Raw genomic sequence first — 21,424 nt, 5'->3', positions numbered from 1 at the left:
CGGATCTTGGTCGACTGCTGTCTTACCTGGAGCCTCGCCCTCATCGATCTCCGGGCTCGCCACACCCGCCCTGAGCTGCAAGATCAGCTTGGAAAAGGCTCAGTGAAATGGAGGACTCCAGTGTCCCTACCACTGATCATGATCGCCACCGCCTTGGTGGCGTTCACCCTCGGCGGCCTCACCATGTGGCCATTCATCCGCCGACTCCGCAACCACCTCACGGACGTCATCTGGCAGCTGGAACACGACCCGGTCACCGGAATGCTCAACCGCGCCGGCCTGATCGCTGCGCACGCCACCCTCGCCGAGGCCGACAACGCTGGGCCCATCATCGTCGTCCTGATCGACCTCGACGACTTCAAACCGGTCAACGACACCCACGGCCACGACAGGGGAGACGACCTCCTGATCGCGATCGGCGACCGTATCGCCGACATCGCCGCCCTCCACGGCGGCACCGCCGGGCGGCTCGCCGGCGACGAGTACGCGGCACTGCTGCCCGTCCGCACCGACGACCTGGCCCGCATCGCCGACACCTTCGTCGCTCTGATCTCCCAGCCCGTCGAACTCGCCGCGGACGGCGAGCCCGTCACGGTCACGGTCACCGCCAGCGTCGGCCTGGCGCTCGCCGAAGCCACTGACCCGTTCGAAGAGGTAGCCCTACGCCGTGCCGACATCGCGATGTACCACGCCAAACATAACGGCCGGAACCGGCACGCCGTCTACGAGCCGGGCATGGCGATGCCGGCCGCCGACAGCCGTCGAGGGCCGCGCCTTCGCGACAACCGGGAGCTGAACCACGAGGCGATGGCATGACGGCCACACGGCAGGAGATGGCCTGCCAGATCTGCCTGGCCCCACTGAACACCCTCGGTACACCGCCCACCTACGTGCACCCGATTCAACTCGCCACCGACGGACACGAACCGGTACCCGTCCCGGTCAGCGAGCTCGACACCGTGCACCGCACCTGCGACTTCTGCGGCGACCCGTACCCGACGTGGACGCTCGTCGGCGGAGAAGTCGCCGCCGTCGCCATCGGTACGGCCGGGGGACTGGTGCAGAACTTCGGTCACGCATGGGCGGCGTGCGCAACGTGCCAGACCCACATCGACGACGGCAGAAGCGACAAGGTCGTCGACCGAGCGGTGCAGGTCCTCGGCTTCGGCAACCATCCGGAGGCGCGGGAGCGCATCGAGGAACTGCACCTGGCGTTCCTGAACGCCCGGGTCCCGGGACGAACGCTCATCACAACGACCGCCTGGCCCGCCACCGCCATCACTGGTCGAGAGCTGCCGAAGGTACGCGACCGGCTCGCCCGCTTCTACCGAGGCTCCGACAACCTTCCCGCCGCGCTCGCGGACACCAGCGCACGTCAACAGATCGCCGCCGGCCTGGACCGATCACGGCTGTTCTGGATCGACAGCGACTTCACCGACCTGGCCGAATACGCCGCTGAGAAAGTCCCCGACGTCACCATCAGCCGCGACCTCATGCCATCCACGGACGGACTGCTCGTGTGGTCGCGGCCGGTTACGCGACGGCAGATCGCCGCCGCATCCTGGACCATCACCAGCGACGGCTGGCACCTGGTCAACTACCGCACGATCGGCGGGGGACTGGACGGCAAACCACTCCAGCGACTCCGTGAACAGGTAGGTTGGCTCGGCCCAATGAGCACGGTCCAGGTTCACGAGCAGCACCTGCTACCTGGCGACCATCCAGCGGCAGCGCTGCTCGCGACATGGCTGCTGGTCGCACAGCAGGCCGCCGAAGTCACGACAGCGGAAATCGACAAAGCCGTTCGCAAAATCTACGCCCGCACCAACCGACCTGCGCCCGAGGTGCGGGTCGTGCGCATCCGAGCGAACCGCGGCACCACAACTCCCAGCGCGCGATCGGCGCCGGGCGACGCGGGCCACTGCCAGACCAGCCGGTTCTGGGTGTCCGGCCACTGGCGTAACCAGCCATACGGACCAAGCAGAGCACTGCGCCGCCCCGTCTACATCAACCCGTTCCTCAGAGGCCCCGACGACGCCCCGATCAAGCTCAGCACAACCGTGCGCATGCTCAGCAGTCGCAAGCCCAAGCCAGAAGACCAGGAGTAGGAGCTGTTGACCAGGTGGGGCAGGGGCAGAAGTCCCTGCCCCACCGATATTGACGAGAGATGCTGAAGTCACGGCCCGATCCGGCGCTCATACACAGCGCGGTGTTTCTCGGGCCCCTTGTAGTTATGGATGACTGACACTCCCTGCTCTACGGCATCGCCAGGAACATTGACGAAGGCCGGGTGGCATGACCGCCTGGATAGGGCCCCTGTGTGACGTCGGGAGGCCGCCGCGCTCGGCACGGCGTTGACCGGCCTTGCGACGATGGAAACCTCGGCGTGGCTGCGCCAGCATGACCTGGCGCACCTGCGGGCCGACGGCTACGGCGTGTGGCTGGAGGACGGACGATGCCTGCGGTTTCTGGTCCACGTTGACCGGGGCGCGGTAGGTGACGCCATGGCGGAGTGAGAGAAGCGGACGTCGGGACTGGGTGGACTGCTGACCGGCTACCGGCGTACGGACCCCGGTGCCGGTCGGAGCGGTGCTGATCATCGTTCAGGACATCGAGCGGGAAGAGCAGCTGCTGGATGACCTGGTCCGAGAGCCTTTGCGGGCACCTATTGCCACGGCCAGCCGAGAGTCCCTGCATCGCTACTGGCCTGATGAGCAGGTGTGGCAGGCCCCGGGCGAGTCTGACCGGTGCCATCTCATCGAGGTCGGGGCCTTTCGTCGATAAGACGAGATGCCCTGGGCGGTTGTCAAGGTCCTCGTCTCGGTCAGGCGGGGAAGCTTCTTGCGTGGAGTCAGCGTCGCCGCGTTGCCTCTCTACCCCTACGCTGGCGGTATGAGGGAACCCAGCGCCGACCGGACATATGCCACGCCTGACGACCTTCCGGTGTCAGCTGTGCTGCCTGAGCTGCTGCGGAGTGTGCGTGAGGGCCAGGTCGTCTACCTGAGTGAACGGGACGAGCCGATCGCCGCGGTTGTTCCGCTGGAGGTGGCGAAGGCTGGCCTGGCCGCCCTGGGAAGGCCCGACGAGGGGATCCGGTGAACGCCCTGCTTGGCGGGCGCTGGTGAACCGGCATACGAAGGCACCCGTCCCGGCGATACCCGATGAAATCCGGGCGGACGTGGAGACGCTGTGGCGCTACCACGACATGCACCACCAACTGCGGCCATGCGACGTGGGGATTGGGCTGGGCAGTCATGACCTCGGCGTCGCGGTGATCGCGACGCGCCTGTTCCACGAGGGCCAGTTCCCGTGGATCGTGTTCACCGGTGCCAACGCGCCGACAACCATAGAGCGGTTCCCGCGTGGAGAAGCGGTGCACTACCGCGAGTACGCGGTCGAGCAGGGTGTGCCGGCGGAGTCGATTCTCGTGGAGCCCCGAGCCAGAAACACTTCAGAAAACCTGGAGTATTCGCGCCGGCTCCTTGCTGAGCGGAAGATCCCGGTGGAGTCGGTGCTGATCATGTCGCGGCCGTATCAGCAGCGTCGGGCCTACGCCACTTGCAGGCGGGTGTGGCCGGAGGTCGATGTGGTGTGCGCGTCGAATCCGTTGGAGCTCGACGACTACGTGCGTAGCATCGGCGATCCGCGGCGGGTGGTAGACATGCTGGTCGGCGACACGCAGCGGATCGAGGTGTACGCGGAGCGCGGGTTCGCGATCCCGCAGGAGGTACCGGACGAGGTGCGGGCGGCCTTCGGGCGCCTGGTCGAGGCCGGTTACACGAGTCGGCTGGTCTGAAGCCGGGCTACCAGCGAGGCTCTTCCGACCGGACGCCCATGCGTTCGCTGAGCTCGACGGCCAACCGGGGCGGGCGGGGGCGGGTGAGGATGTCCCGGACGAGGTCCCGGGAGAGCTGGTGATAGCGCACCTGGTCGGGACCGATGGCTTCGGCGTCCAGGAGCGCGGTGAGGGCCTCGTCGATGCGGTTCCATCGGGCGAGGGCCCGTGCGGTCTCGATAGCATGCCGGACCTGCCGTTCGATCGGCAAAGCGGTGGTGTCGAGCGGTTCGCCGATGGCGATGGCGCGTTGCACGTCACCGAGTTCCATCGCCACGGTCGTCTTGTGGATCGAAACGTTGGTCGGCCCGAACGCGGTCCAGACGTGGTTGCCGTCCGTACCGAGCCGGCTCGCTGCGGCGTCGGCCTCCGTGATGTGAATGTCGGCGGATGCGCGATCGTCGTCTCGGGCGGCGGCGAGCGCGCAGACAAGGTGCAGACTGCCGTAGACCGACAGCAGTTGCGGCGTTGGCCGGATCAGCCGTGGTTCGAGGAACTGCGCCGCCGTGGCGGCAAGGCCACGGGCTTGGGCGTACTCGCCGATGGAGACGAGGGAGTGCGCGGCCGACCGGCTGAGCGAGCCGATGACGACGTGGTCGTGGCTGGCGTCGGCGGCGGCCAGTCCCCGGCTGGCGGCGGTCCAAGCGAGGTCGCCTTCGCCGAGCTTGGTGAGAAACAGCGCGGCGAGTTGGTGGGCGTACGCGGTCATGGCGTGCGCGCGATGACCGTCGTCCCCGTCGTAGGCCGCGGTGGCGGTGAGGCAGTCGTGGATGAGGTAGGGCAGCCGGCGGGCGAGGGTGCCGTACCGCGAGTGCTGGTAGGCGGTCCAGATCTCGGCGACGTCGTTCTCGATCCCGCGCAGGGCGGGTGCCTCGACGGCGGCCGGGCTGGCCAGCGCGGGCGCGAGATGCCGGTAGTCGTGGAGCGCAGCGCGCAGCGCGGGGATGGTCTCACGCCCTGAGTCGTCGGACCATTCGAACAGAGTCGGTGCGCCGATTAGGTCCCCGAGGGACACGTCGAGGGCCTTGGCGATCGCGCGGATGACTGAGAGGCGGTCCAGGTCGGCGCGACTCGTCTCGACCTTGCGCAACCACTCCTGTGTTTTTCCGACCAAACCGGCCAGCACCTCCTGGGAGAGCCCTCGACGGCGTCGATAGAAGGCGACGCGCTGCCCGATCGTCATGTCCTCTGTCATGCCTCGCACACCATCACCTTGCCCTTCGATGGCCGACGGACCCGGTACGGATTTTCCCGGTCCTCCAAACGGGCTGCCCCTACGTTCAGTTCACCGCAGATCACCGGCGCATGTCGATGCCGGTGTCGGGGCTACCTGACAGGGAGCTGCAGATGGAGGGATCGATGACCGGCACACGGGAGCACGGCCTGGGCCGCCGGCTCGAAACGTCCTGGAGCAGCCTGTCTCGGCGCCTTCCCCGCCTGCGTACTGCCACGAGGGCTGCGTGGGTGGGTGACCGGCGGACTGCTCCCAGCCGCCGTGGTGCGGCGGTGGGCTCGCCTTTCCCCCGGCGAGCCCACCGCTCACCGTCGCGAACGGGGGTGCCGGCATGACGGTGTACGTCTCGCGTAATGCGATGGCCGACCAGTCCCGGCGGTCCGAGCCCGGGCGTGCGTCTGAGCAGTGGCAGGTGCGGCCTGCTGATCCGCCGTTGCTCACGCACGTGTGGCGTCGGCTGTTCGAACAGCAGGCTAAGGAAGGTGATCGGCGGTGACCGGCCAGCAGAGCCGTTCCTCGGCGTACCGGACCGTGTCGACTGGGGTTGAGCATCTGCCGTTGCGTCCGCTGTGGTTGTGTCGCCGGTGCGGGCAGCCGTGGCCCTGTGGGGCAGCGAAGCTGTCTCTCGTGGCCGAGTACCGGGACAGTCCGGTGAGCCTGTTCCTCTACCTGGCGGGCTGCCTGCACGACGCGATCGACGATCTGCACCGGCTCAACCCGAGCGTGACGGGCAGTGCCTCCGACATGTTCGACCGGTTCCTCGGTTGGCCCGCTCGACACACGGACTCCTATCGTGTCACCGCCGGCGAGGCCACTTGGGGCGAGGGGACCTCGTCGTGAGCGGCATCGGCATCATCAACGCGACCGGCCAGCCGGCGATCGCCAGTAGCTTCCACACACTGGTCGTGCAGCCGACCAGCTTCTGCAACCTCGACTGCACCTACTGCTACCTGCCCGACCGCAGATCCCGCCGTCTGATGAAGGCTGCGGTTACGCAGGCGTGCGCCGAGTCGATCGCCCAGCAGAACAGCAGCCATCCGGTGAGCGTCGTATGGCACGGGGGCGAACCCACCGCGACACCCATCGGGCTGTTCCGGGAGCTGGTGGCCCCGTTCGAGAAGCTGCGGCGTGCCGGCATGGTGCGCCACGAGATCCAAACGAACGCCACGCTCATCAATCGGCAATGGTGCGAACTGTTCAGCACCTATGGCTTCGACATCGGGGTAAGCATCGACGGGCCGGGTGCGCTGAACCGTAACCGCCCTGATCGGGCCGGCAACCCGACGGACTCCCGAACGCTACGCGGCTTGCAGACTCTGGTCGACGCCGGTCTGGCGTACTCGGTGATCTGCGTCGTCACGCCGGAAACCATCGACTACGCCGATGCCCTCGTCGACTTCTTCACCGGCCTCCCAGGCTGCCAGTCGGTGGGCTTCAACATCGAAGAGCAGGAAGGCGCCGACCGAGCGCCGGTGTCGGAGGACGCCGCTTACCGGTTCTGGCAGCGCCTCATTGAGCGCCGCGTCGGTGGCAGCCCGCTGCGGATCCGCGACGTGGACCGCCTGGCTGATTACCTCGCCGCCACCCGTGCCGGACACGTCGACCACGCCCCGTGCGAGCCAATCCCGACCGTCTCCTGGGACGGGCAGGTGGTGCTGCTGTCACCGGAGCTACTCGGCATCACCGACCAGCGGTACCGCGACTTCATCGCCGGCAACATCCTCCATCAGCCGCTCACCGACATGCTCGCCGGCGCCGGCGACTTGCGCTACGTCACTGAGTTCGTGACCGCCCTCAACGAAGGCTCGGGACGATGAGCGCGGCCGCATCCGTGGCGGGGACGACGACGGTCTGCTCGTCCAGAGCAGTGAAGATGTCCTCGACCAGGCGCTCGGCCATCCGCGGGGCCTTCGGCCGTAGCAGACTGACCGGGCGTCGACGTCCTGCCTTGCGGATCTGGGCTGGGGAGCCGAAACGCTCCAGCAGCGCGAGGACGGCTGGGTGCTGGAGGCGCGGGCCCAGGACACGTTCCAGGTGCGGGTGGATCTGGGTGAGCAGGCCACGGAGCCGGTTGCTGACGCGGGTTGCTTCGCCGGCCAGATCGTCGTCGAAGCCGACGAGCATCTCCATCTCGGCGATGGTCTCGTCTTCGACCTCAACCGAGCGGAGCGTGTGGGGCATGAGGCGGGCTGCGTCCGCGATGATGAACGCGTCGCGAGCGTCGGTCTTTGCCTCGCCTGGGTAGAGGTCGGCGATCCGTCGCATGGTCAGTCCGGGCAGGTAGGCAACCGGGCAGCCCATGTCGCGGGCGACCGCGAGCGGCAGGGCTCCGATGGAGGCCGGCTGGTCGACCACAACAAGCACGGTTCCGTGCTTGGCCTGGAGCTTGCCGAAGAGCTCGCGGAGCTTGGGTTCGCTGTTGGGTAGTCGCTTGTCGAAGGCCTTCTTCCCGGCCGGGGTGACGGCGGTGGCGTGGTGTTCGCCCTTGCCGACGTCCAGGCCGAGGAAGACTCCGATGTCGCTGACGTCGATCACGTGCGTCCTTCGGTCGTCCCCGCCCGGCCGTCCCACGGCACCGATCGCCACATCCACATTACGAAGAGCCTCCCGGCTTGCGGACAAGTCGGTGGTCATGCCCCTAATCAGCGGTCTGTCGATGCCTCCGGGCCGGTGACACCACCCCCCAGGCCATGCGTTCAACAGGGGGGAGCAGTCATGCCGGACCCGGAGGCCGGGCGCCCCATTGCGGGGCCACCAAGAAGGTAATGGAGGGCTCCGCGGCGTGGACGGCCGCCGGATAGGCAAGGGTAGGGGCTGGCAGAGATGGGATGCCCTCGGTTGCTGTCGACCGTTCGCCGCAGCAGATCGACCGTTCGTCGCGTGGAACCTGGCCTTAGTCGGCAGGCCGATCATAGCGTCAGATGGGACGTCCTACGTCCTTTGCCGGTAGCTCAGTTCCCCACTCGGGGAGGGAGCCCGCACTGTCCGCACGTCCCATCCCCCGAAAGAAGGTGGCATCGTGTCCAGTACCACCCGCAAGGTCCCCGCGCCCCGGACGGCCATCGTCGTCGGTTGCGCTGCCCTGGTCGCAAGCCTGGCCGGCGCCAGCGTCCCATCAGCCCTGGCGGCGCGGGCAGAGACCGATCAGGGCTTGCGCTGCGAAGGATCGGTGCCCTTCACCGCCGGAACCGAGGGCTACAACGCGTTCCGCATCCCCGCGATCGTTGCCACCCGGTCCGGCACGCTGCTGGCCTTCGCTGAAGGGCGGCTCGCCTCACTCAGCGATGCCGGCAACATCGATCTCGTGCTCAAGCGGTCGACCGACGGCGGATGCACCTGGGGGCCCCTGCAGGTGGTATACGACAGCGGCCCCAACACCGCGGGCAACCCCGCCCCGGTGGTGACCGCGACCGGCCGGGTCGTGCTGCTGTCGACGTACAACGGCGGGTCCGCGTCGGAGGCTGCGATCATGCGTGGCGAGGTGCCAGCCGAGCAGAGCCGCCGGGTCTTCGTCCAGCACAGCGACGACGACGGGGCGAGCTGGTCCGCGCCGCGCGAGATCACCGCGCAGGCCAAGGCGGAGAACTGGCGTTGGTACGCCACGGGCCCGGGCCACGCGATCCGGCTGGCCGGCGGCACGCACCGGGACCGGCTCGTGGTTCCGGCCAACCATTCGATCGCACCACCGGCCGGCTCCGCCGACCTCGGTACGGAGGCGAAGTACTACGGCGGGCATCTGCTCTACAGCGACGACGCGGGCGAGAGTTGGCGGATCGGTTCCGTCGACGACAATCCGAACGGGTACATCAACGTCAATGAGTCGGCGGTGGCCGAACTGCCCGACGGTCGCCTCTACGTCAACACCCGTGAGCACAATGGCAGCGCGCCGGGCAACCGCGCCGATGCCTACAGCCGCGACGGCGGCGAGACCCTGGAACTGCCGCACCGTCCGCAGGCCACGCTCGTGGCGCCGGTCGTGCAGGGCAGCGTCCTGCAGCTGACCGGGGCAAGTCACCAGCTGCTCTTCTCCGGCCCCGCGGACCCGAGCAGCCGTGCTGCGCTGACCCTGCGGGTGAGTTCCGACCACGGCGCGACCTGGCGGCTGGCCCTGGCGCTGTCCGGTCTCCCCGCCGCCTACTCAGACCTGGTCCAGCTCGACCCCAACACAGTTGGCGTGCTTTACGAGACGGGCAACTTCGGGGCGAACGAGACGATCACCTTCCGGCGGGTCCCGGTCGCTCAGCTTCGACCGTGACGGCCGGTCGCGAACCTCCATCACCGGGTCGCGGCAGCCCGTGATCTCGGCACCGGTGCCGCCGCCGTGCGCGGCGGCACCGGTGCGCCCGTGTCAGGGCGAGTCCTTCGTGGCGCTCCAGCCGCCGTCCACCAGAAGACTCGCCCCGGTCACGTACGACGCGTCCGCGCTGGCCAGGAAGGCCACCGCGGCGGCCACCTCCGCCGGGTCGCCGAGGCGGCCGAGGATCGTCGCCGCCGCAGCTCGCTTCCGCGCCTTCGCATCAAGCTCGCGCCAGGCGTCGGTGTCCACCGGCCCGGGCAGCACGGCGTTCACCCGCACCTGAGGTCCGTACTCTGCGGCGAGCTGCCGGGTCAGTGCCGCCAGCCCGCCCTTGCTGGCGGCGTAAGCGGGGCTGCCGGGAAGTCCGAACAGGGCGTGCACGCTCGACGTCACGACGATGCAACCACAACGTTCCTGCAGGTCGCCGACGAAGGCCCGGACGCCGAGATAGAGCGCGGTGAGGTTGACCGCGAGCACGCGGTCCCAGGTCGCCGGGTCGAGCTCGTGCGCCGCTCCCGCGTGCTGCACGAAGGCGTTGCTGTGCAGGATGTCCAGCCCGCCGAACTCGGTACGGACCACCTCTCGGGCGGCCTCCCAGTCCGACTCGGCGGCCACGTCGCAGTGCACGTAGCGGGCGGTGCCGCCCGCGTCGCGGATCTGCGCGGCGACGCGGGCACCCTGCTTGTCAGCGACGTCGAGCAGCAGTACGGACGCTCCCTCGGCCGCCAGCCGGCGCGCGCTCGCGGCGCCGATCCCACGGGCGGCGCCGGTGACGGCGGCGACCCGCCCCGCGAAACGGCCGGGAACCGTCCCCGTCACCTCCGGAGCACCGCGACGCCGCGGGGAGCGATCGACACGGCGCTGACCGCACGCTCCCGGTCGCCGAGCAGATCGACCGCCGGCGCGGGCAACGCGACCGTGACCGCCTCGGCGCCGTGGTTGAGCAGCAGGAGGTACGAGGTGTCCGGGCCGTGCCGGACCACCGCCTGCAGCCCTGCGGGCAGGTCGGGCAGCACCGGCTCCACGCCCGCCACGCCACGGATTCGGTCGAACAGCGCGCGCATCGCCGCCGGGTCGGGCCGGGTGGCCAGGTACCAGGCCACACCTGCGCCGTACGAGTGGCGGGTGACCGCCGGCCGGCCGGCCAGCTCGCCGTCGGCGAAGGTGGCCAGCACCTCCGCTCCCTCGGTCTCGATCCATTCCGACCACACGGTGCCGGTGTGCCGCTCTCCCGCGATGTCCAGTTCGATCGTGCCGCCCGCCGGCAGCGGCCGGAACTCGTCGATGCGAAGCCCCAGCAGGTCCCGCAACGGGGCCGGGTATCCGCCGAGGTAGGCACGGTCGGACTCGTCCACGATGCCGGAGAAGAACGACACCACCAGGTGCCCGCCGCCCTCGACGTAGCGACGCAGTCGGGCGGCCACCTCGGTAGACATGAGGTACAGGTTCGGTACGACGACGAGCCGGTAGCCGGACAGGTCCGTGGCCGGCGACACGACGTCGCAGGTGACGTGGGCGTCGAACAGCGGCGCGTAATGCGCCCGGTGGGTTTCCAGCAGGTCGAGCACGGCCGGGTGGGCGTCTGACTCCAGCGCCCACCAGTTGTTCCAGTCGTGCAGCAGCGCGACGTCGGCGTGCACCCGCGTGCCGGCCAGCTCGGCGACCCCCGCGATCTCCTGCCCGAGCGCCCGGATCTCGCGATGGGCGCGGGTCTCGGTACCACCGTGCGGCACCATCGCCGAGTGGAACTTCTCAGCACCGCCGACCGCCTGGCGCCACTGGAAAAAGAGCACCGCGTCCGCGCCCTGCGCCACCGCCTGCCAACTCCACAGCCGCATGAGCCCCGGCGGCTTCGGCGCGTTGCGCTCGCGCCAGTTGACCGCGCTGGGCGCCTGCTCCATCAGCAGCCAGGGCTGACCGCGACGCGCCGAGCGGATCAGGTCATAGCCGAACGCGGCCTCCACGTGAGCCCGCGGATCGTACGGGTCGGGATAACTGTCGAGGCTGACCACATCCTGCTCGGCGGCCCACCGGTAGGAGTCGATCGGCTTGTGGACCAGGCCGATGAAGTTCGTCGTCACCGGTACGTCCGGGGCGAACCGGCGCACGATGTCCCGCTCGGCGAGATAGCAGGCGAGGATCGCGTCGTTGCTGAACCGGGCGAAGTCCAGCTTCTGGGCGGGGTTGGCGAAGGTCGGTGCGGTGCGCGGTGGCAGGACCTCCGCCCAGTCGTCGTAGCGCTGCGACCAGAATGTCGTCGACCACGCCTCGTTGAGCGCGCCGATGTCGCCGTACCGCTCGCGTAGCCAGCGCCGGAAGTCCTCGGCCGACACGTCGCAGTAGCAGGCCCGCACGTGGCAGCCGTATTCGTTGCCGATGTGCCACAGCTTCAGCGCCGGGTGCCCGGCGTAGCGGCGGGCGAGGTGCTCGACCAACCGCCCGGCGTGCTCCCGGTACACGGGGCTGGACGGGCAGTACTGCTGCCGCCCACCGGGCCACAGCCGGACCCCGTCGATGCGTTGCGGCAGCACCTCCGGCTGGTGTCGGGACAGCCAGGGTGGTGGGGAAGCGGTCATGGTGGCGAGGCTGGCTCCGATACCGGCCTCGGCCAGGTTGTCCATCACCCGGTCGAACCAGCCGAACTCGTACGTGCCGGGACGTGGTTCCACCCTGGCCCAGGAGAAGATGCCGACGGATACCACCGACACCCCGGCATCGACCATGAGCTTCATGTCCTCGACCCAGATGTCCTCGGACCATTGCTCGGGGTTGTAGTCCCCACCGAACATGATCTTCGGCATGGTCATGCCGCCACTTCCTTTCGGTGAGTTCGGTCGGCCGCTCGCGCGGGGAACACGACCAAGACATGGGATGTCCATTGTTGCCGGGACAGTATGGCGACCTGCCGGCGACGTCAAGGGGTGCTTGTCCTCGACTCATCAATGCGCGTATCGTTTCGGCCACATGACATCCCACGTCCTACGTATCCGACTCGGCTGACGCATCCGATCGCCTCGAGCCATCCCGCGTGGACAACGGGGCGCACGACTCTCCTGGAGGTGCGACGAATGAACGATGGGTATTCGCCAACAGGCCCGGCCGGCTCACGCCGCCGCTACCGTGGCTTCGGGGTGGCGCTGACCCTGGCCGGCGTCGTGCTCAGCATGCTCGCCGGTCCCGCGAGCGCGGAGCCCGCTTCGACGGGCACGAGCACGGTGGCCGGCGAAAGCCAGACCAGCGAGCCGTACGTCGACGAGCAGGTGCTCTACCAGCGCGGAGACTTCGGGTACGCCTGTTTCCGCATTCCGGCAGTGGTGCGAGCGAAGAACGGGATGATTCTGGCCTTCGCCGAGGGGCGGGTGAAGGACTGCGGCGACGACGAGGACATCGACCTCGTGCTGCGCCGCTCCGCCGACGGCGGCCGGACCTGGGGACCACTGCAAGTGGTCTCCGAGGGCAACGGCGAGACCCACGGCAACCCGGTGCCGATCGTCGACCGGAGCACCGGGCGCGTCGTGGTGGTGAGCACGCACAACGGTCCCGAGCCGTGCCCCAATGGCTGTGACCGCGACCCGTGGGTGCAGTTCAGCGACGACAACGGAGCAACCTGGTCGGCCGCCCGCGAGATGACCGACGGCAAGCGCCCGGAGTGGAACTTCTGGTACGCCACCGGCCCGATGCACGGGATCCAGCTTCAACGGGGAGCGCACGCGGGCCGGCTGGTGCTCGGGGCGAGCTTCGAAACCTGGGACCGGGTCGGCAAGCACATCTACGGCACGCATCTGCTCTACAGCGACGACAGCGGAGTGACCTGGAACATCGGTGCGGAGACGTTCCGCGACGACGGTGCCGTCATCGCGCAGGAGGTCACCGTCATCGAGCTCACCGACGGACGGATCTACGCGTCGGCCCGCGAGCGCGGTACCGACCCGGGCAGCCGGGCGTACGCGATCAGCAGCGACGGCGGCGAGACGTGGGATGCACCCTTCCGCACCATGCCGGCGCTCGCCACGACCGACGTCCAGGGCTCCCTGCTGCGATTCAGCGATGACCGCATCCTCTTCTCCTCGCCGCTGCACCCCAGCGCCCGCGAGGCGATGGGCATCCGCTCGTCCTACGACGAGGGGCGCAGCTTCGAGACCTGGAACGAAGGCAAGGTCTTCTACTGGGGTCCCTCGGCCTACTCGGACATGGTGCGCCTCGACGGTGACGAGGCGGCGCTGATGTACGAGGCCGGCAAAGTCAGCCCGTACGAGACGATCCGGTTCGCCCGATTCAACGAGGCGTACCTCGACACCCCGAACGGCACTCCGCCCGGCATTCCCACACCGCCGGCGCCCGGACCGCGGACGCCGGACGAGTCGCCCTACCGCAACGACGCCTACGTCCGCGGTGGCGCCCAGGTCACCGACGGCCGGTTCGGCAACGGGCTGGCACTCGACCGAGTGGACGATCGGGTGGAGGTGCCGTTCGACCGGTCGATCGACCTCGGCGCGGACGACTTCACGCTGAGCACGTGGATCCGGTACTCGGAGAAGACCGGCGCGCACTCGATCCTCTGGTCCTACCGGGTGAACTCGGGCACCAACCCGCCTGCGCTATGGCTGCGGGCCGAACCGGCGAGCAGTCGCATCCGCGCGATCCTCTCGGTCGACCGGTACAACGTCACCGTGCAGTCGCCGAGCGCGTACAACGACGGGCAGTGGCACTTTGTCGTGCTCCAGCGGGCGGACGGGCAGCTCAGGCTGCTGGTGGACGGCGTCCAGGTCTCGTCGGCGGCCGCGCCGGCCGGCTCGGCGACCCTCGGCCAGGAGTTCGGCATCCAAGGGCTGCACATCGGACAGCGCCTGGACGGCGTGGACCGCTTCCGCGGCACGCTCGACGAGGTACGCGTCTACCGCCGCGCCCTGTCCGCCACCGAACTGGCCCTGATTCAGGAGCGGAACCTCCCGATCGGCGGCCAACTCGGCCTCAGGCTGCCGCTGGAGACCGTCGACTGACCGGCAGCCGCCGTCGGAAATGGCGCCCACCGCGGGTGGGTGCCATTTCCGACGAAGCCCGGCAACGGCCGCGACCGACGGCCACCCCGTGAACGGCACGGTGAGTAACGCGTACACGCGAAGGGAAGAACTTCATGCTCGTCGACTGGCCACTGGACCGCCTCCGCGACTACCTGCCCGCCCGCGACGAGCCCACCGACTTCGACGACTTCTGGGCCATCACTCTCAAGCAGGCGCGCGCCGCGCACTGGCCGGCCCGGTTCGTCCCCTACGACGCTGGCCTGTCCACCATCGAGGTGTACGACGTCACCTTCCCCGGATTCGCCGGCCAGCCGGTGCACGGCTGGTTCCTGCTGCCCCGGCACGCGAGCGGCCGACTGCCCTGCGTGGTCGAGTACATCGGGTACGGCGGCGGGCGCGGCCTGCCGCACGACTGGCTCACCTGGAGTGCCGCCGGCTACGCCCACCTCGTCATGGACACCCGGGGGCAGGGCAGCAACGGCAAGCTCGTGGGCGACACCCCGGACCCCGACCCGGTCGGCCTGCCCCAGGCGCCCGGCTTCCTGACCCGCGGCATCGCCGACCCGCACCACTACTACTACCGCCGAGTCCTCACCGACGGCGTCCGCGCGGTCGACACGGCGCGCGCGCACCCCAGGGTCGACCCGGACCGGGTGGTGGTCACCGGCGGCAGCCAGGGCGGAGGGATCACCGTCGCCGTCGCCGGCCTGGTCGACGGGCTCGCCGCCGCCATGCCCGACGTGCCATTCCTGTCCCACTACCGGCGCGCCGCCGAAATCACCGACGCCCTCCCGTACGGCGAGTTGGTGTCATACCTGAAGACCTACCACGGCGACGTCGACCAGGTCTTCGCGACGCTGAGCTACTTCGACGGCATGAACTTCGCCGCCCGCGCCAGCGCGCCGGCGCTCTTCTCGGTCGCCCTCATGGACAGCGTGTGCCCACCCTCGACCGTCTTCGCCGCCTACAACCACTACGCGTCGAGCGGCAAGGACATCGCGGTGTGGCCATACAACGGGCACGAAGGCGGCGCAGGCAGGCAGCGTGCGAAGCAGATCAGGTGGCTGCGGAACGTGCTGGCCGACGACATCGCCGGCTGAATTCACTGGCCTGGGAAGAGCTCCGGCAGGCAGCCGCGCACGATCGGACGTAGCCGCTCGGCAGCCGATTCGTCGACGGAGGCGTAAGGCCAACGAACCCGGGTGCCGATCCCGGCCCAGTTGCCGAGATGAGCGAGGAACTTGTCCAGCGCCGGGTTCCCGAAGCCCTGCCGGGCGAGCGGGTCGACGTGGTCGGCCAGGAACCGCTGGATCCGGCGCTCCACATCGAGCGCACCCCCGAGGTCCTCGATCATCATCCGCTGCCATCCGACGGCGCCGGCCGGATTGAGCGCGGCCACGTTCGAGTACGAGCCGGCGGCGCCATGCCGAAGGCCGGTCGCCAGGGCATGCCCCGGGACGAAGATGGCCAGGTCGCCCGCGTACTCCCGCATCGCTGCGTACCACGCGGCGTCGCCGCCGGCGACCTTGATACCGATGAGACTCGGCACCTCCCGGCGAATCGCGGCATAGCTGACGGCGGCGACGTGGGTCTTCGCGTGCGGCGGGTTATACAGGACAAGCGGGACCGGGTCGGCGGCCGAGGCGATCCTGACCAGAAAGCGGATCACCTCGGTACGCGACAGTGGCAGCCAGTCCGGCAGCGTCACCTGCACGGCGCTCGGCGCGGCCGCCCGTGCCCGATGGACCCGGCCCAGGCAGGTTTGCGCGCTCATGTGGCTGGCGCCGATCTGGAACGGAATCCGGTGGCGCGCACACTTGTCGGCGACGAGCTCGTTGATCCGGTCGTACTCGTCCTCACTGAGCGTGTGGAACTCGCCCGCGGTGCCGTGCGCGTAGATGCCATCGAGCCCGGCGGCGACGAGGACATCGAGCGCGTGCGCCGCCTCGTCCCAGTTGATCGTGTCGTCGGCACGCAACGGCAGGAGCAACGTCCCCCACGTACCGCGTAGGTCCGCCGATCTCGGTGCCGGCGCCCTGTGCATCGTCTCGTGGCTGGTCCGTGGTGGCGTATCCCGTTGTCCGCGGCCGCCGTCGCCGGGTCTCACAGCAGGCCGGCCGCGCTCAGATACTTCCCGACCCGGGCGATCTCGTCCTCGTTCAGCGGGATCTGCGGCACCGCCGTCGTCGGGTAGTCGATGATCCCGCGCAGGTACAGTGCGGCCTTGAACGCTCCCAACGCGGACGAACCCGGACCCATTCGCGGCCTGCCCACAGTGACGAGTTCGAACAGGTGCAGCAGCCGCTCCTGTTCGGCTCGCGCGGCCGCCCAGTCGCCGTCCGACGCGGCCCGGAACAGCCGCGCATAGCCGTGCGGGTCGACGTTGCCCAAGCCCGGCACCACGCCGTCCGCGCCCATCCACAGCGCGGAGTCGACGGTGAGTTCGGAGCCGGTCAGCACGCTGAACGAGCCGATGTCCGACCGGTCCCGTCGTCCGAGGATCAGCCCGCGTAGGCCACCTTCGTCACCACTGGAGTCCTTGACTCCGGCCAGCACACCGTCGCCCGCGAGGTCGAGCAGCAGGTCGGCGCCGAGCTTGCTGTGCACCGAAACCGGCAGGTCGTAGGCGTACAACGGCAACCCCGCCCGCGCCGCGATGGTGCGGAAGTGCAGCTCGATCTCCGCGGGGTGGGTGCGGGCGTAGAAGGGGGCGGTGGCCACGAGCCCGTCCACGCCCGCCTCGACGGCCACCCGCACATGGTCCAGCACGCGCAGGGCGGTCATGTCGATCACGCCGGCGAGCACGGGAACCTGGCCGGCGACGTGACCCCGAACCGTGTCCAGCACGATCTTGCGGTGGCCGTCTGGGAGGAAGGCCACCTCGGAGGTGGAGCCGAGGACGAACAGCCCGTCCACCCCACCGTCCAGCAGATGGTCCACCAACCGGGTCAGCGATCCGGTGTCGACCTCGAAATCCGGGGTCAGCGGGGTGGATACCGGGGGGATGACGCCGGTCAGTGTCATGAAGGCTCCTGTGCTTGGCTGATCAGTTCGAGGTCGGTCGAGCCGTCGCGGATCGGGTGGTGGCAACGGAACAGGTGATCGTCGGGCCGGACGACGGTGTCGGTCTGCACTCCCGGCATCTCCGTGGCGCACCGGTCGTCGGCCTTCCAGCAGCGGGTACGGAAGGGGCATCCGCTGGGCGGCCGGGTAGCGGAAGGAACCGGCCCGGCCAGCGGGATCGGGTCGATCGGGAAGAGCAGCCCGGGCGTGGCCGAGAAGAGCGCGCGGGTGTAGGGGTGGTGGGCACCGCCGGGCACCGCCCCGGCCGGGGTCTGCTCGACGATCCGGCCGAGATACATCGTCACGACCCGGTCGCTCATGCGCCGCACCGTCTGGATGTCGTGGGAGACGAAGAGCATCGCCAGGTTGAGCTGCTCCTTGAGGTCGAGCAGCAGGTTCAGGATCTGCGCGCGTACCGAGACGTCGAGCGCGCTGGTCGGCTCGTCGGCGATCAGCAGTTGCGGCCGTAGCGCCAACGCGCGGGCGACCGCGACCCGCTGGCGCTGGCCGCCGGACAGCTGGCTCGGCAGCAGGTCGGCGACGCTCGACGGCAGGCCCACCAGGTCGAGCAGTTCGCGTACCCGCTCCTCACGCTGCCGGGGGTTGCCGACCCGGTGCACGTCCAGCGGGTCGCGCAGCACCTGCCGGATGGGCAGCCGCCGGTTGAGCGCGGTCGAGGGGTCCTGGAACACCATGCCGGTGCTCGACCCGATCGCCGCCCGGCGCCTCGCAGGGGACATCGACCAGAGGTCCTGGCCGCGAAAGCGCACCGTGCCCGTGGTGGGCTTCTCCAGCCCGACCAGGATCTTGGCGAGCGTCGACTTGCCGCAGCCGGATTCCCCCACGACACCCACCGTCTCGCCGGCCTCGATGGTGAGATCCGCGCCGGTTAGTGCGTAGACGCGATCGCGGCGGAACAGCCCGCCGGAGCGCGCCGTGTACACCACGTGCACGTCGGCGAGTTCGACGAGCGTCTGGGTGCTTGTCGCAGTCATCGTGCCTCCGCGTGGCTGGCCGGTGCGGCGTTCGCGCCGGGGGCGAGAGCGGACGCCGGGATGTCGATCGCCGGGTGGTGGCAGGCCACCTCGTGGTGGCGCTGCCCCGCCAGCCGTGGCGTCTGCGTCCGGCAGATCTCGGTGGCCATCGGGCAGCGGTCGGCGAAGCGGCAGCCGTTGGGGAAGTCGGCCGGGGCTGGTACGACGCCGCGGATCTGGGTCAGCCGCGCGGCGCCGGACTCCAGCGACAGCACCGAGCCGAGCAGCCCGCGAGCGTAGTGGTGCGCGGGCGCGCCGACCAGGGCTGCCGTCACGCCGGTCTCCACGATCTGACCGCCGTACATGACGACGACGCGGTCGGTCACGTCGGCGACCAGGGCGAGATCGTGTGAGACCAGGATCAGGGCGAAACCCAGCTCGGCACGCAGCCGCAGCAGCAGCTGGATCACCTGCGCCTGCACGGTCACGTCCAGCGCCGTGGTGGGTTCGTCCGCGATGATCAGCTTGGGCTCGCGGGAGAGGGCCATCGCGATCAGGACCCGCTGCCGTTGGCCGCCGGACAGTTCGTGGGGGTAGGCCGAGAGGGTACGCGCGGGATCGAGGCCCACGAGCTCCAGCAGTTCCGTCGGGCTGCGCCGGCCGCCTCGGCGGACCACCTGCTTGAGCTGCGCCTTGACGGTCATCGCGGGGTTCAGCGATGACAGTGCGTCCTGGTAGATCATCGCCATGTCGTGGCCGAGCAGCCGGCGGCGGGCGGTCCGGGGGAGCGTCAGCAGGTTCCTGCCGTCGAAGAGGATCCGGCCGCCGATGCGGGCGCCGCGTGGTTGCAGGCCCATGATGGTCAGCGCGGTCAGCGACTTGCCGCAGCCGGACTCGCCGACGAGGCCGAGGACCTCGCCGGGGCGCACGTCGAAGGAGATGCCGTCGACGACGTCCACGCCGTCGTGCCGGCCCTCGAAGCCGATGGTGAGTTCCTTGACCTTCAGGATCGGCTCGCCCTGCGGCAGCGGGCGGGCCCGTTCGGCCAGCCGCTGCGCGGCCTTCGCCAGTCCCGGCAGCTCGGTGATCTCACCGGATCCGGGGGTCGCCTGCTCGAGCGCGTCGACCTCCGACGCTTTCCTGACCGGGTCGGCGCGCCGGGCGGTGGGTGCGGCCCAGGCGTCGGAGACGCCCTCGGCGAGGATGTTGAGCGCGAGGACCGTGATCAGGATCAGCAGGCCGGGGAAGACCGTGGCCCACCAGCCGCCGAGCAGGACCATGTTGCGACCGTCGGCGATGACGCTGCCCCACGAAGGGTCCGGTGGGCGTACGCCGGCGCCGATGAACGACAGCGACGCCTCGAAGACGATCGCATCAGCCACCATCACCGTGCAGAAGACCAGGATGGGCGCGGCGCAGTTGATCGCCACGTGCTTGAGCAGGATGTGTGGGGTGCGGGCGCCGATGATGCGTTCGGCCGCGACGTAGTCCTCGCCGTACTGGGCGAGAACGTTCGCGCGTACCACGCGGGCGATGGATGGCATGTAGAGGAATGCGATGGCCAGCACCAGCACCGGGATGCTGCCACCGAAGACGGCGACGAGCACGGCGGCGAGCGCGATGCCCGGGAACGCCATGACGACGTCGAGGCTGCGCATGATCGCCTCGTCGACCGCCTTGCGCGACGTGGCCGCGATCGCGCCGATCACCGCGCCGAAGACCAGCGCGATGGCGGTCGCGCCGAGCCCGATGATCAATGACCACCGTGCGCCGTAGAGCAGCCGGGTGAAGATGTCGCGGTTCGCGCTGTCGAGGCCCATCCAGTGCGCCGCGCTGGGCCCGCCGCCGGCCGCCTGCTGCACGTACGGCGAGTGCGGGGCGAGCACGGAGGCGAGGACCGCGGCGAGGGCGATCACGGCGAGAACGGCGAGGGAGATCCACGAGGGCAGGCCGAGCCGCCGGAAACGGATTCCGGGCCGGGAGAGTCTGCTCGCGAGTCCGCTGCGCATCACGCGGCGCTCCTGATTCTCGGGTTGACCAGCAGGTAGAGGACGTCGACGACGAGGTTCACCACGACAAAGCCGGTGGCGATGGTGAGCACCACGCCCTGCACCACGGCCGGGTCCCCGTCGCGTACGCCGTTGATCATGAGCTGCCCCATGCCGGGCAGCGCGTAGATGGTCTCGATGACCACCGCACCGCCGAGCAGGTAGCCGATGCGCAGGCCCAGCACCGTCAGCGGATTGATCAGCGCGTTGCGCAGGACGTTGCGTCCGATCACGACGATCGGCGGCAGGCCGCTGCCGATCGCGGTGCGGACGTAGTCCTTGTCCAACTCCTCGACCATCGACGTCCGGATGATCCGGGTCAACTGGGCGGCGACGGGCAGCGACAGGGACAGCGCCGGCAGCGTCATCGACCGCAGCCAGCCGCTGAACGAGTCGCCGGGATTGATGTAGCCGCTGGTCGGGAACCAGCCGCGATCCACGGCCAGCCACTGGATCATCAGCAGGGCCAGCCAGAACGCCGGCGCGGCGACGCCGATCAGCGACACCAGCCGGATGAGCTGGTCGGGCCAGCGGTCCCGGAAGATCGCCGCGGTGACGCCGAAGATCACGGCCAGGGCCACGGCGACCGCCAGGCCGAGGAAGGTCAGCTGCAGCGTGAGCGGCAGCGCGGTGACGACGGAGTCGAGCACCGGCGCCTTGGTGAGGACGCTAGTGCCCATGTCGCCGTGGAGCAGGTCGCCGACGAAGCGCACATAGCGCAGCGGCAGCGGGTCGAGCAGGCCGTTCTGCACCTGGAACTGGTGGATCTGTTCCGCCGTCGGGTTGGCGCCCTGGAAGTAGGCGTACTCCGGCTTGTTGTTGGAGAACCGCATGATGATGAACACGAAGAGGATGACGCCCAGCAACAGCGGGATCAGGATGAGTATCCGGCGGACCAGCATTCTGGCGACGACTGCCACTGGTTAATCCTCCTGACGCGGCCCGGCTGATG

18 protein-coding genes and 2 pseudogenes are annotated in these 21,424 nt (G+C 69.4%); 11 read left to right on the top strand and 9 right to left on the bottom strand.

Annotated elements, in window-relative coordinates; all coding sequences use genetic code 11:
- Positions 1 to 120 precede the first annotated feature (120 nt).
- From ACFYML_RS34210 to ACFYML_RS34190, 5 genes are all read left to right on the top strand, one after another.
- The gene (locus ACFYML_RS34210; protein ID WP_387424577.1) at positions 121 to 816 is read left to right on the top strand and encodes a GGDEF domain-containing protein; all 696 of its coding nucleotides are present in this window, start codon (positions 121 to 123) and stop codon (positions 814 to 816) included.
- Positions 813 to 2,108, top strand: a complete 1,296-nt coding sequence (locus ACFYML_RS34205) for a hypothetical protein (RefSeq protein ID WP_387424576.1) — start codon at positions 813 to 815, stop codon at positions 2,106 to 2,108. The genes ACFYML_RS34210 and ACFYML_RS34205 overlap by 4 nt, the downstream gene beginning before the upstream one ends.
- A gap of 264 nt (positions 2,109 to 2,372) precedes the next feature.
- Positions 2,373 to 2,516 carry a hypothetical protein gene (locus ACFYML_RS34200; RefSeq protein WP_387424575.1) on the top strand — a complete coding sequence of 48 codons (144 nt, stop codon included), beginning with the start codon at positions 2,373 to 2,375 and terminating at the stop codon, positions 2,514 to 2,516.
- A gap of 376 nt (positions 2,517 to 2,892) precedes the next feature.
- Positions 2,893 to 3,099 carry a hypothetical protein gene (locus ACFYML_RS34195; protein ID WP_387424581.1) on the top strand — a complete coding sequence of 69 codons (207 nt, stop codon included), beginning with the start codon at positions 2,893 to 2,895 and terminating at the stop codon, positions 3,097 to 3,099.
- A 19-nt stretch (positions 3,100 to 3,118) separates the two neighbouring features.
- Positions 3,119 to 3,796, top strand: a complete 678-nt coding sequence (locus ACFYML_RS34190; RefSeq protein ID WP_387424580.1) for a YdcF family protein — start codon at positions 3,119 to 3,121, stop codon at positions 3,794 to 3,796.
- 7 nt (positions 3,797 to 3,803) lie between these two features.
- Here ACFYML_RS34190 and ACFYML_RS34185 read toward each other — a convergent pair whose 3' ends face one another.
- Positions 3,804 to 5,030, bottom strand: coding sequence for a helix-turn-helix domain-containing protein (locus ACFYML_RS34185; RefSeq protein WP_387424574.1), 1,227 nt, complete (start codon positions 5,028 to 5,030; stop codon positions 3,804 to 3,806).
- Positions 5,031 to 5,400: 370 nt separating this feature from the next.
- On the opposite strand from ACFYML_RS34185, the gene amcA reads away from it, so the two are divergent.
- The 3 genes and pseudogenes from amcA to amcB all read left to right on the top strand — a co-directional run.
- Complete coding sequence (amcA, locus tag ACFYML_RS34180) at positions 5,401 to 5,565, top strand: multiple cyclophane-containing RiPP AmcA (protein WP_387424573.1); 165 nt, start codon at positions 5,401 to 5,403, stop codon at positions 5,563 to 5,565.
- A complete protein-coding gene (locus ACFYML_RS34175) occupies positions 5,562 to 5,909 on the top strand; it encodes a hypothetical protein (RefSeq protein WP_387424572.1) in 348 nt (115 codons plus the stop codon). Before amcA ends, ACFYML_RS34175 begins: the two co-directional genes overlap by 4 nt.
- Positions 5,906 to 6,871 (top strand): annotated as a pseudogene (gene amcB / locus ACFYML_RS34170) (cyclophane-forming radical SAM peptide maturase AmcB); the annotation flags it as partial. The gene ACFYML_RS34175 and the pseudogene amcB, both read left to right, overlap by 4 nt.
- On the opposite strand, the pseudogene ACFYML_RS34165 reads toward amcB, so the two are convergent.
- Positions 6,870 to 7,604: pseudogene (locus ACFYML_RS34165) on the bottom strand (IS110 family transposase); the annotation flags it as partial. The pseudogenes amcB and ACFYML_RS34165 sit on opposite strands and share 2 nt — an antisense overlap.
- 484 nt (positions 7,605 to 8,088) lie before the next feature.
- Between ACFYML_RS34165 and ACFYML_RS34160 the strand changes: the two are divergent.
- A complete protein-coding gene (locus ACFYML_RS34160; RefSeq protein WP_387424571.1) occupies positions 8,089 to 9,324 on the top strand; it encodes an exo-alpha-sialidase in 1,236 nt (411 codons plus the stop codon).
- A 93-nt stretch (positions 9,325 to 9,417) separates the two neighbouring features.
- Here the strand turns inward: ACFYML_RS34160 and ACFYML_RS34155 are convergent, their stop codons facing one another.
- Positions 9,418 to 10,185, bottom strand: coding sequence for an SDR family NAD(P)-dependent oxidoreductase (locus tag ACFYML_RS34155; RefSeq protein ID WP_387424570.1), 768 nt, complete (start codon positions 10,183 to 10,185; stop codon positions 9,418 to 9,420).
- Positions 10,182 to 12,173, bottom strand: a complete 1,992-nt coding sequence (locus ACFYML_RS34150) for a beta-galactosidase (protein WP_387424569.1) — start codon at positions 12,171 to 12,173, stop codon at positions 10,182 to 10,184. The genes ACFYML_RS34155 and ACFYML_RS34150 overlap by 4 nt, the downstream gene beginning before the upstream one ends.
- 261 nt (positions 12,174 to 12,434) lie before the next feature.
- Between ACFYML_RS34150 and ACFYML_RS34145 the strand changes: the two genes are divergently transcribed.
- Both ACFYML_RS34145 and ACFYML_RS34140 read left to right on the top strand, forming a co-directional pair.
- Entirely contained in the window at positions 12,435 to 14,366 is a 1,932-nt protein-coding gene (locus ACFYML_RS34145) for an exo-alpha-sialidase (protein WP_387424568.1), read from the top strand.
- A gap of 134 nt (positions 14,367 to 14,500) precedes the next feature.
- Entirely contained in the window at positions 14,501 to 15,487 is a 987-nt protein-coding gene (locus tag ACFYML_RS34140) for an acetylxylan esterase (RefSeq protein ID WP_387424567.1), read from the top strand.
- A gap of 2 nt (positions 15,488 to 15,489) precedes the next feature.
- Here ACFYML_RS34140 and ACFYML_RS34135 read toward each other — a convergent pair whose 3' ends face one another.
- Genes ACFYML_RS34135 through ACFYML_RS34115 form a run of 5 tightly spaced genes read right to left on the bottom strand, consistent with a single transcriptional unit; the run spans position 15,490 to position 21,392 of the window.
- Positions 15,490 to 16,431 carry a dihydrodipicolinate synthase family protein gene (locus ACFYML_RS34135; RefSeq protein WP_387424566.1) on the bottom strand — a complete coding sequence of 314 codons (942 nt, stop codon included), beginning with the start codon at positions 16,429 to 16,431 and terminating at the stop codon, positions 15,490 to 15,492.
- A 59-nt stretch (positions 16,432 to 16,490) separates the two neighbouring features.
- Entirely contained in the window at positions 16,491 to 17,411 is a 921-nt protein-coding gene (locus ACFYML_RS34130) for a dihydrodipicolinate synthase family protein (protein WP_387424565.1), read from the bottom strand.
- Positions 17,408 to 18,445, bottom strand: a complete 1,038-nt coding sequence (locus ACFYML_RS34125; protein WP_387424564.1) for an oligopeptide/dipeptide ABC transporter ATP-binding protein — start codon at positions 18,443 to 18,445, stop codon at positions 17,408 to 17,410. Before ACFYML_RS34125 ends, ACFYML_RS34130 begins: the two co-directional genes overlap by 4 nt.
- The gene (locus ACFYML_RS34120) at positions 18,442 to 20,433 is read right to left on the bottom strand and encodes a dipeptide/oligopeptide/nickel ABC transporter permease/ATP-binding protein (RefSeq protein WP_387424563.1); all 1,992 of its coding nucleotides are present in this window, start codon (positions 20,431 to 20,433) and stop codon (positions 18,442 to 18,444) included. The genes ACFYML_RS34125 and ACFYML_RS34120 overlap by 4 nt, the downstream gene beginning before the upstream one ends.
- A complete protein-coding gene (locus tag ACFYML_RS34115; RefSeq protein ID WP_387424562.1) occupies positions 20,433 to 21,392 on the bottom strand; it encodes an ABC transporter permease in 960 nt (319 codons plus the stop codon). Before ACFYML_RS34115 ends, ACFYML_RS34120 begins: the two co-directional genes overlap by 1 nt.
- Positions 21,393 to 21,424 lie beyond the last annotated feature (32 nt).

The organism is Micromonospora sp. NPDC007230, from assembly GCF_042869115.1.
Lineage (GTDB): Bacteria > Actinomycetota > Actinomycetes > Mycobacteriales > Micromonosporaceae > Micromonospora.
This window is presented reverse-complemented; position numbering and strand designations above follow the sequence as displayed.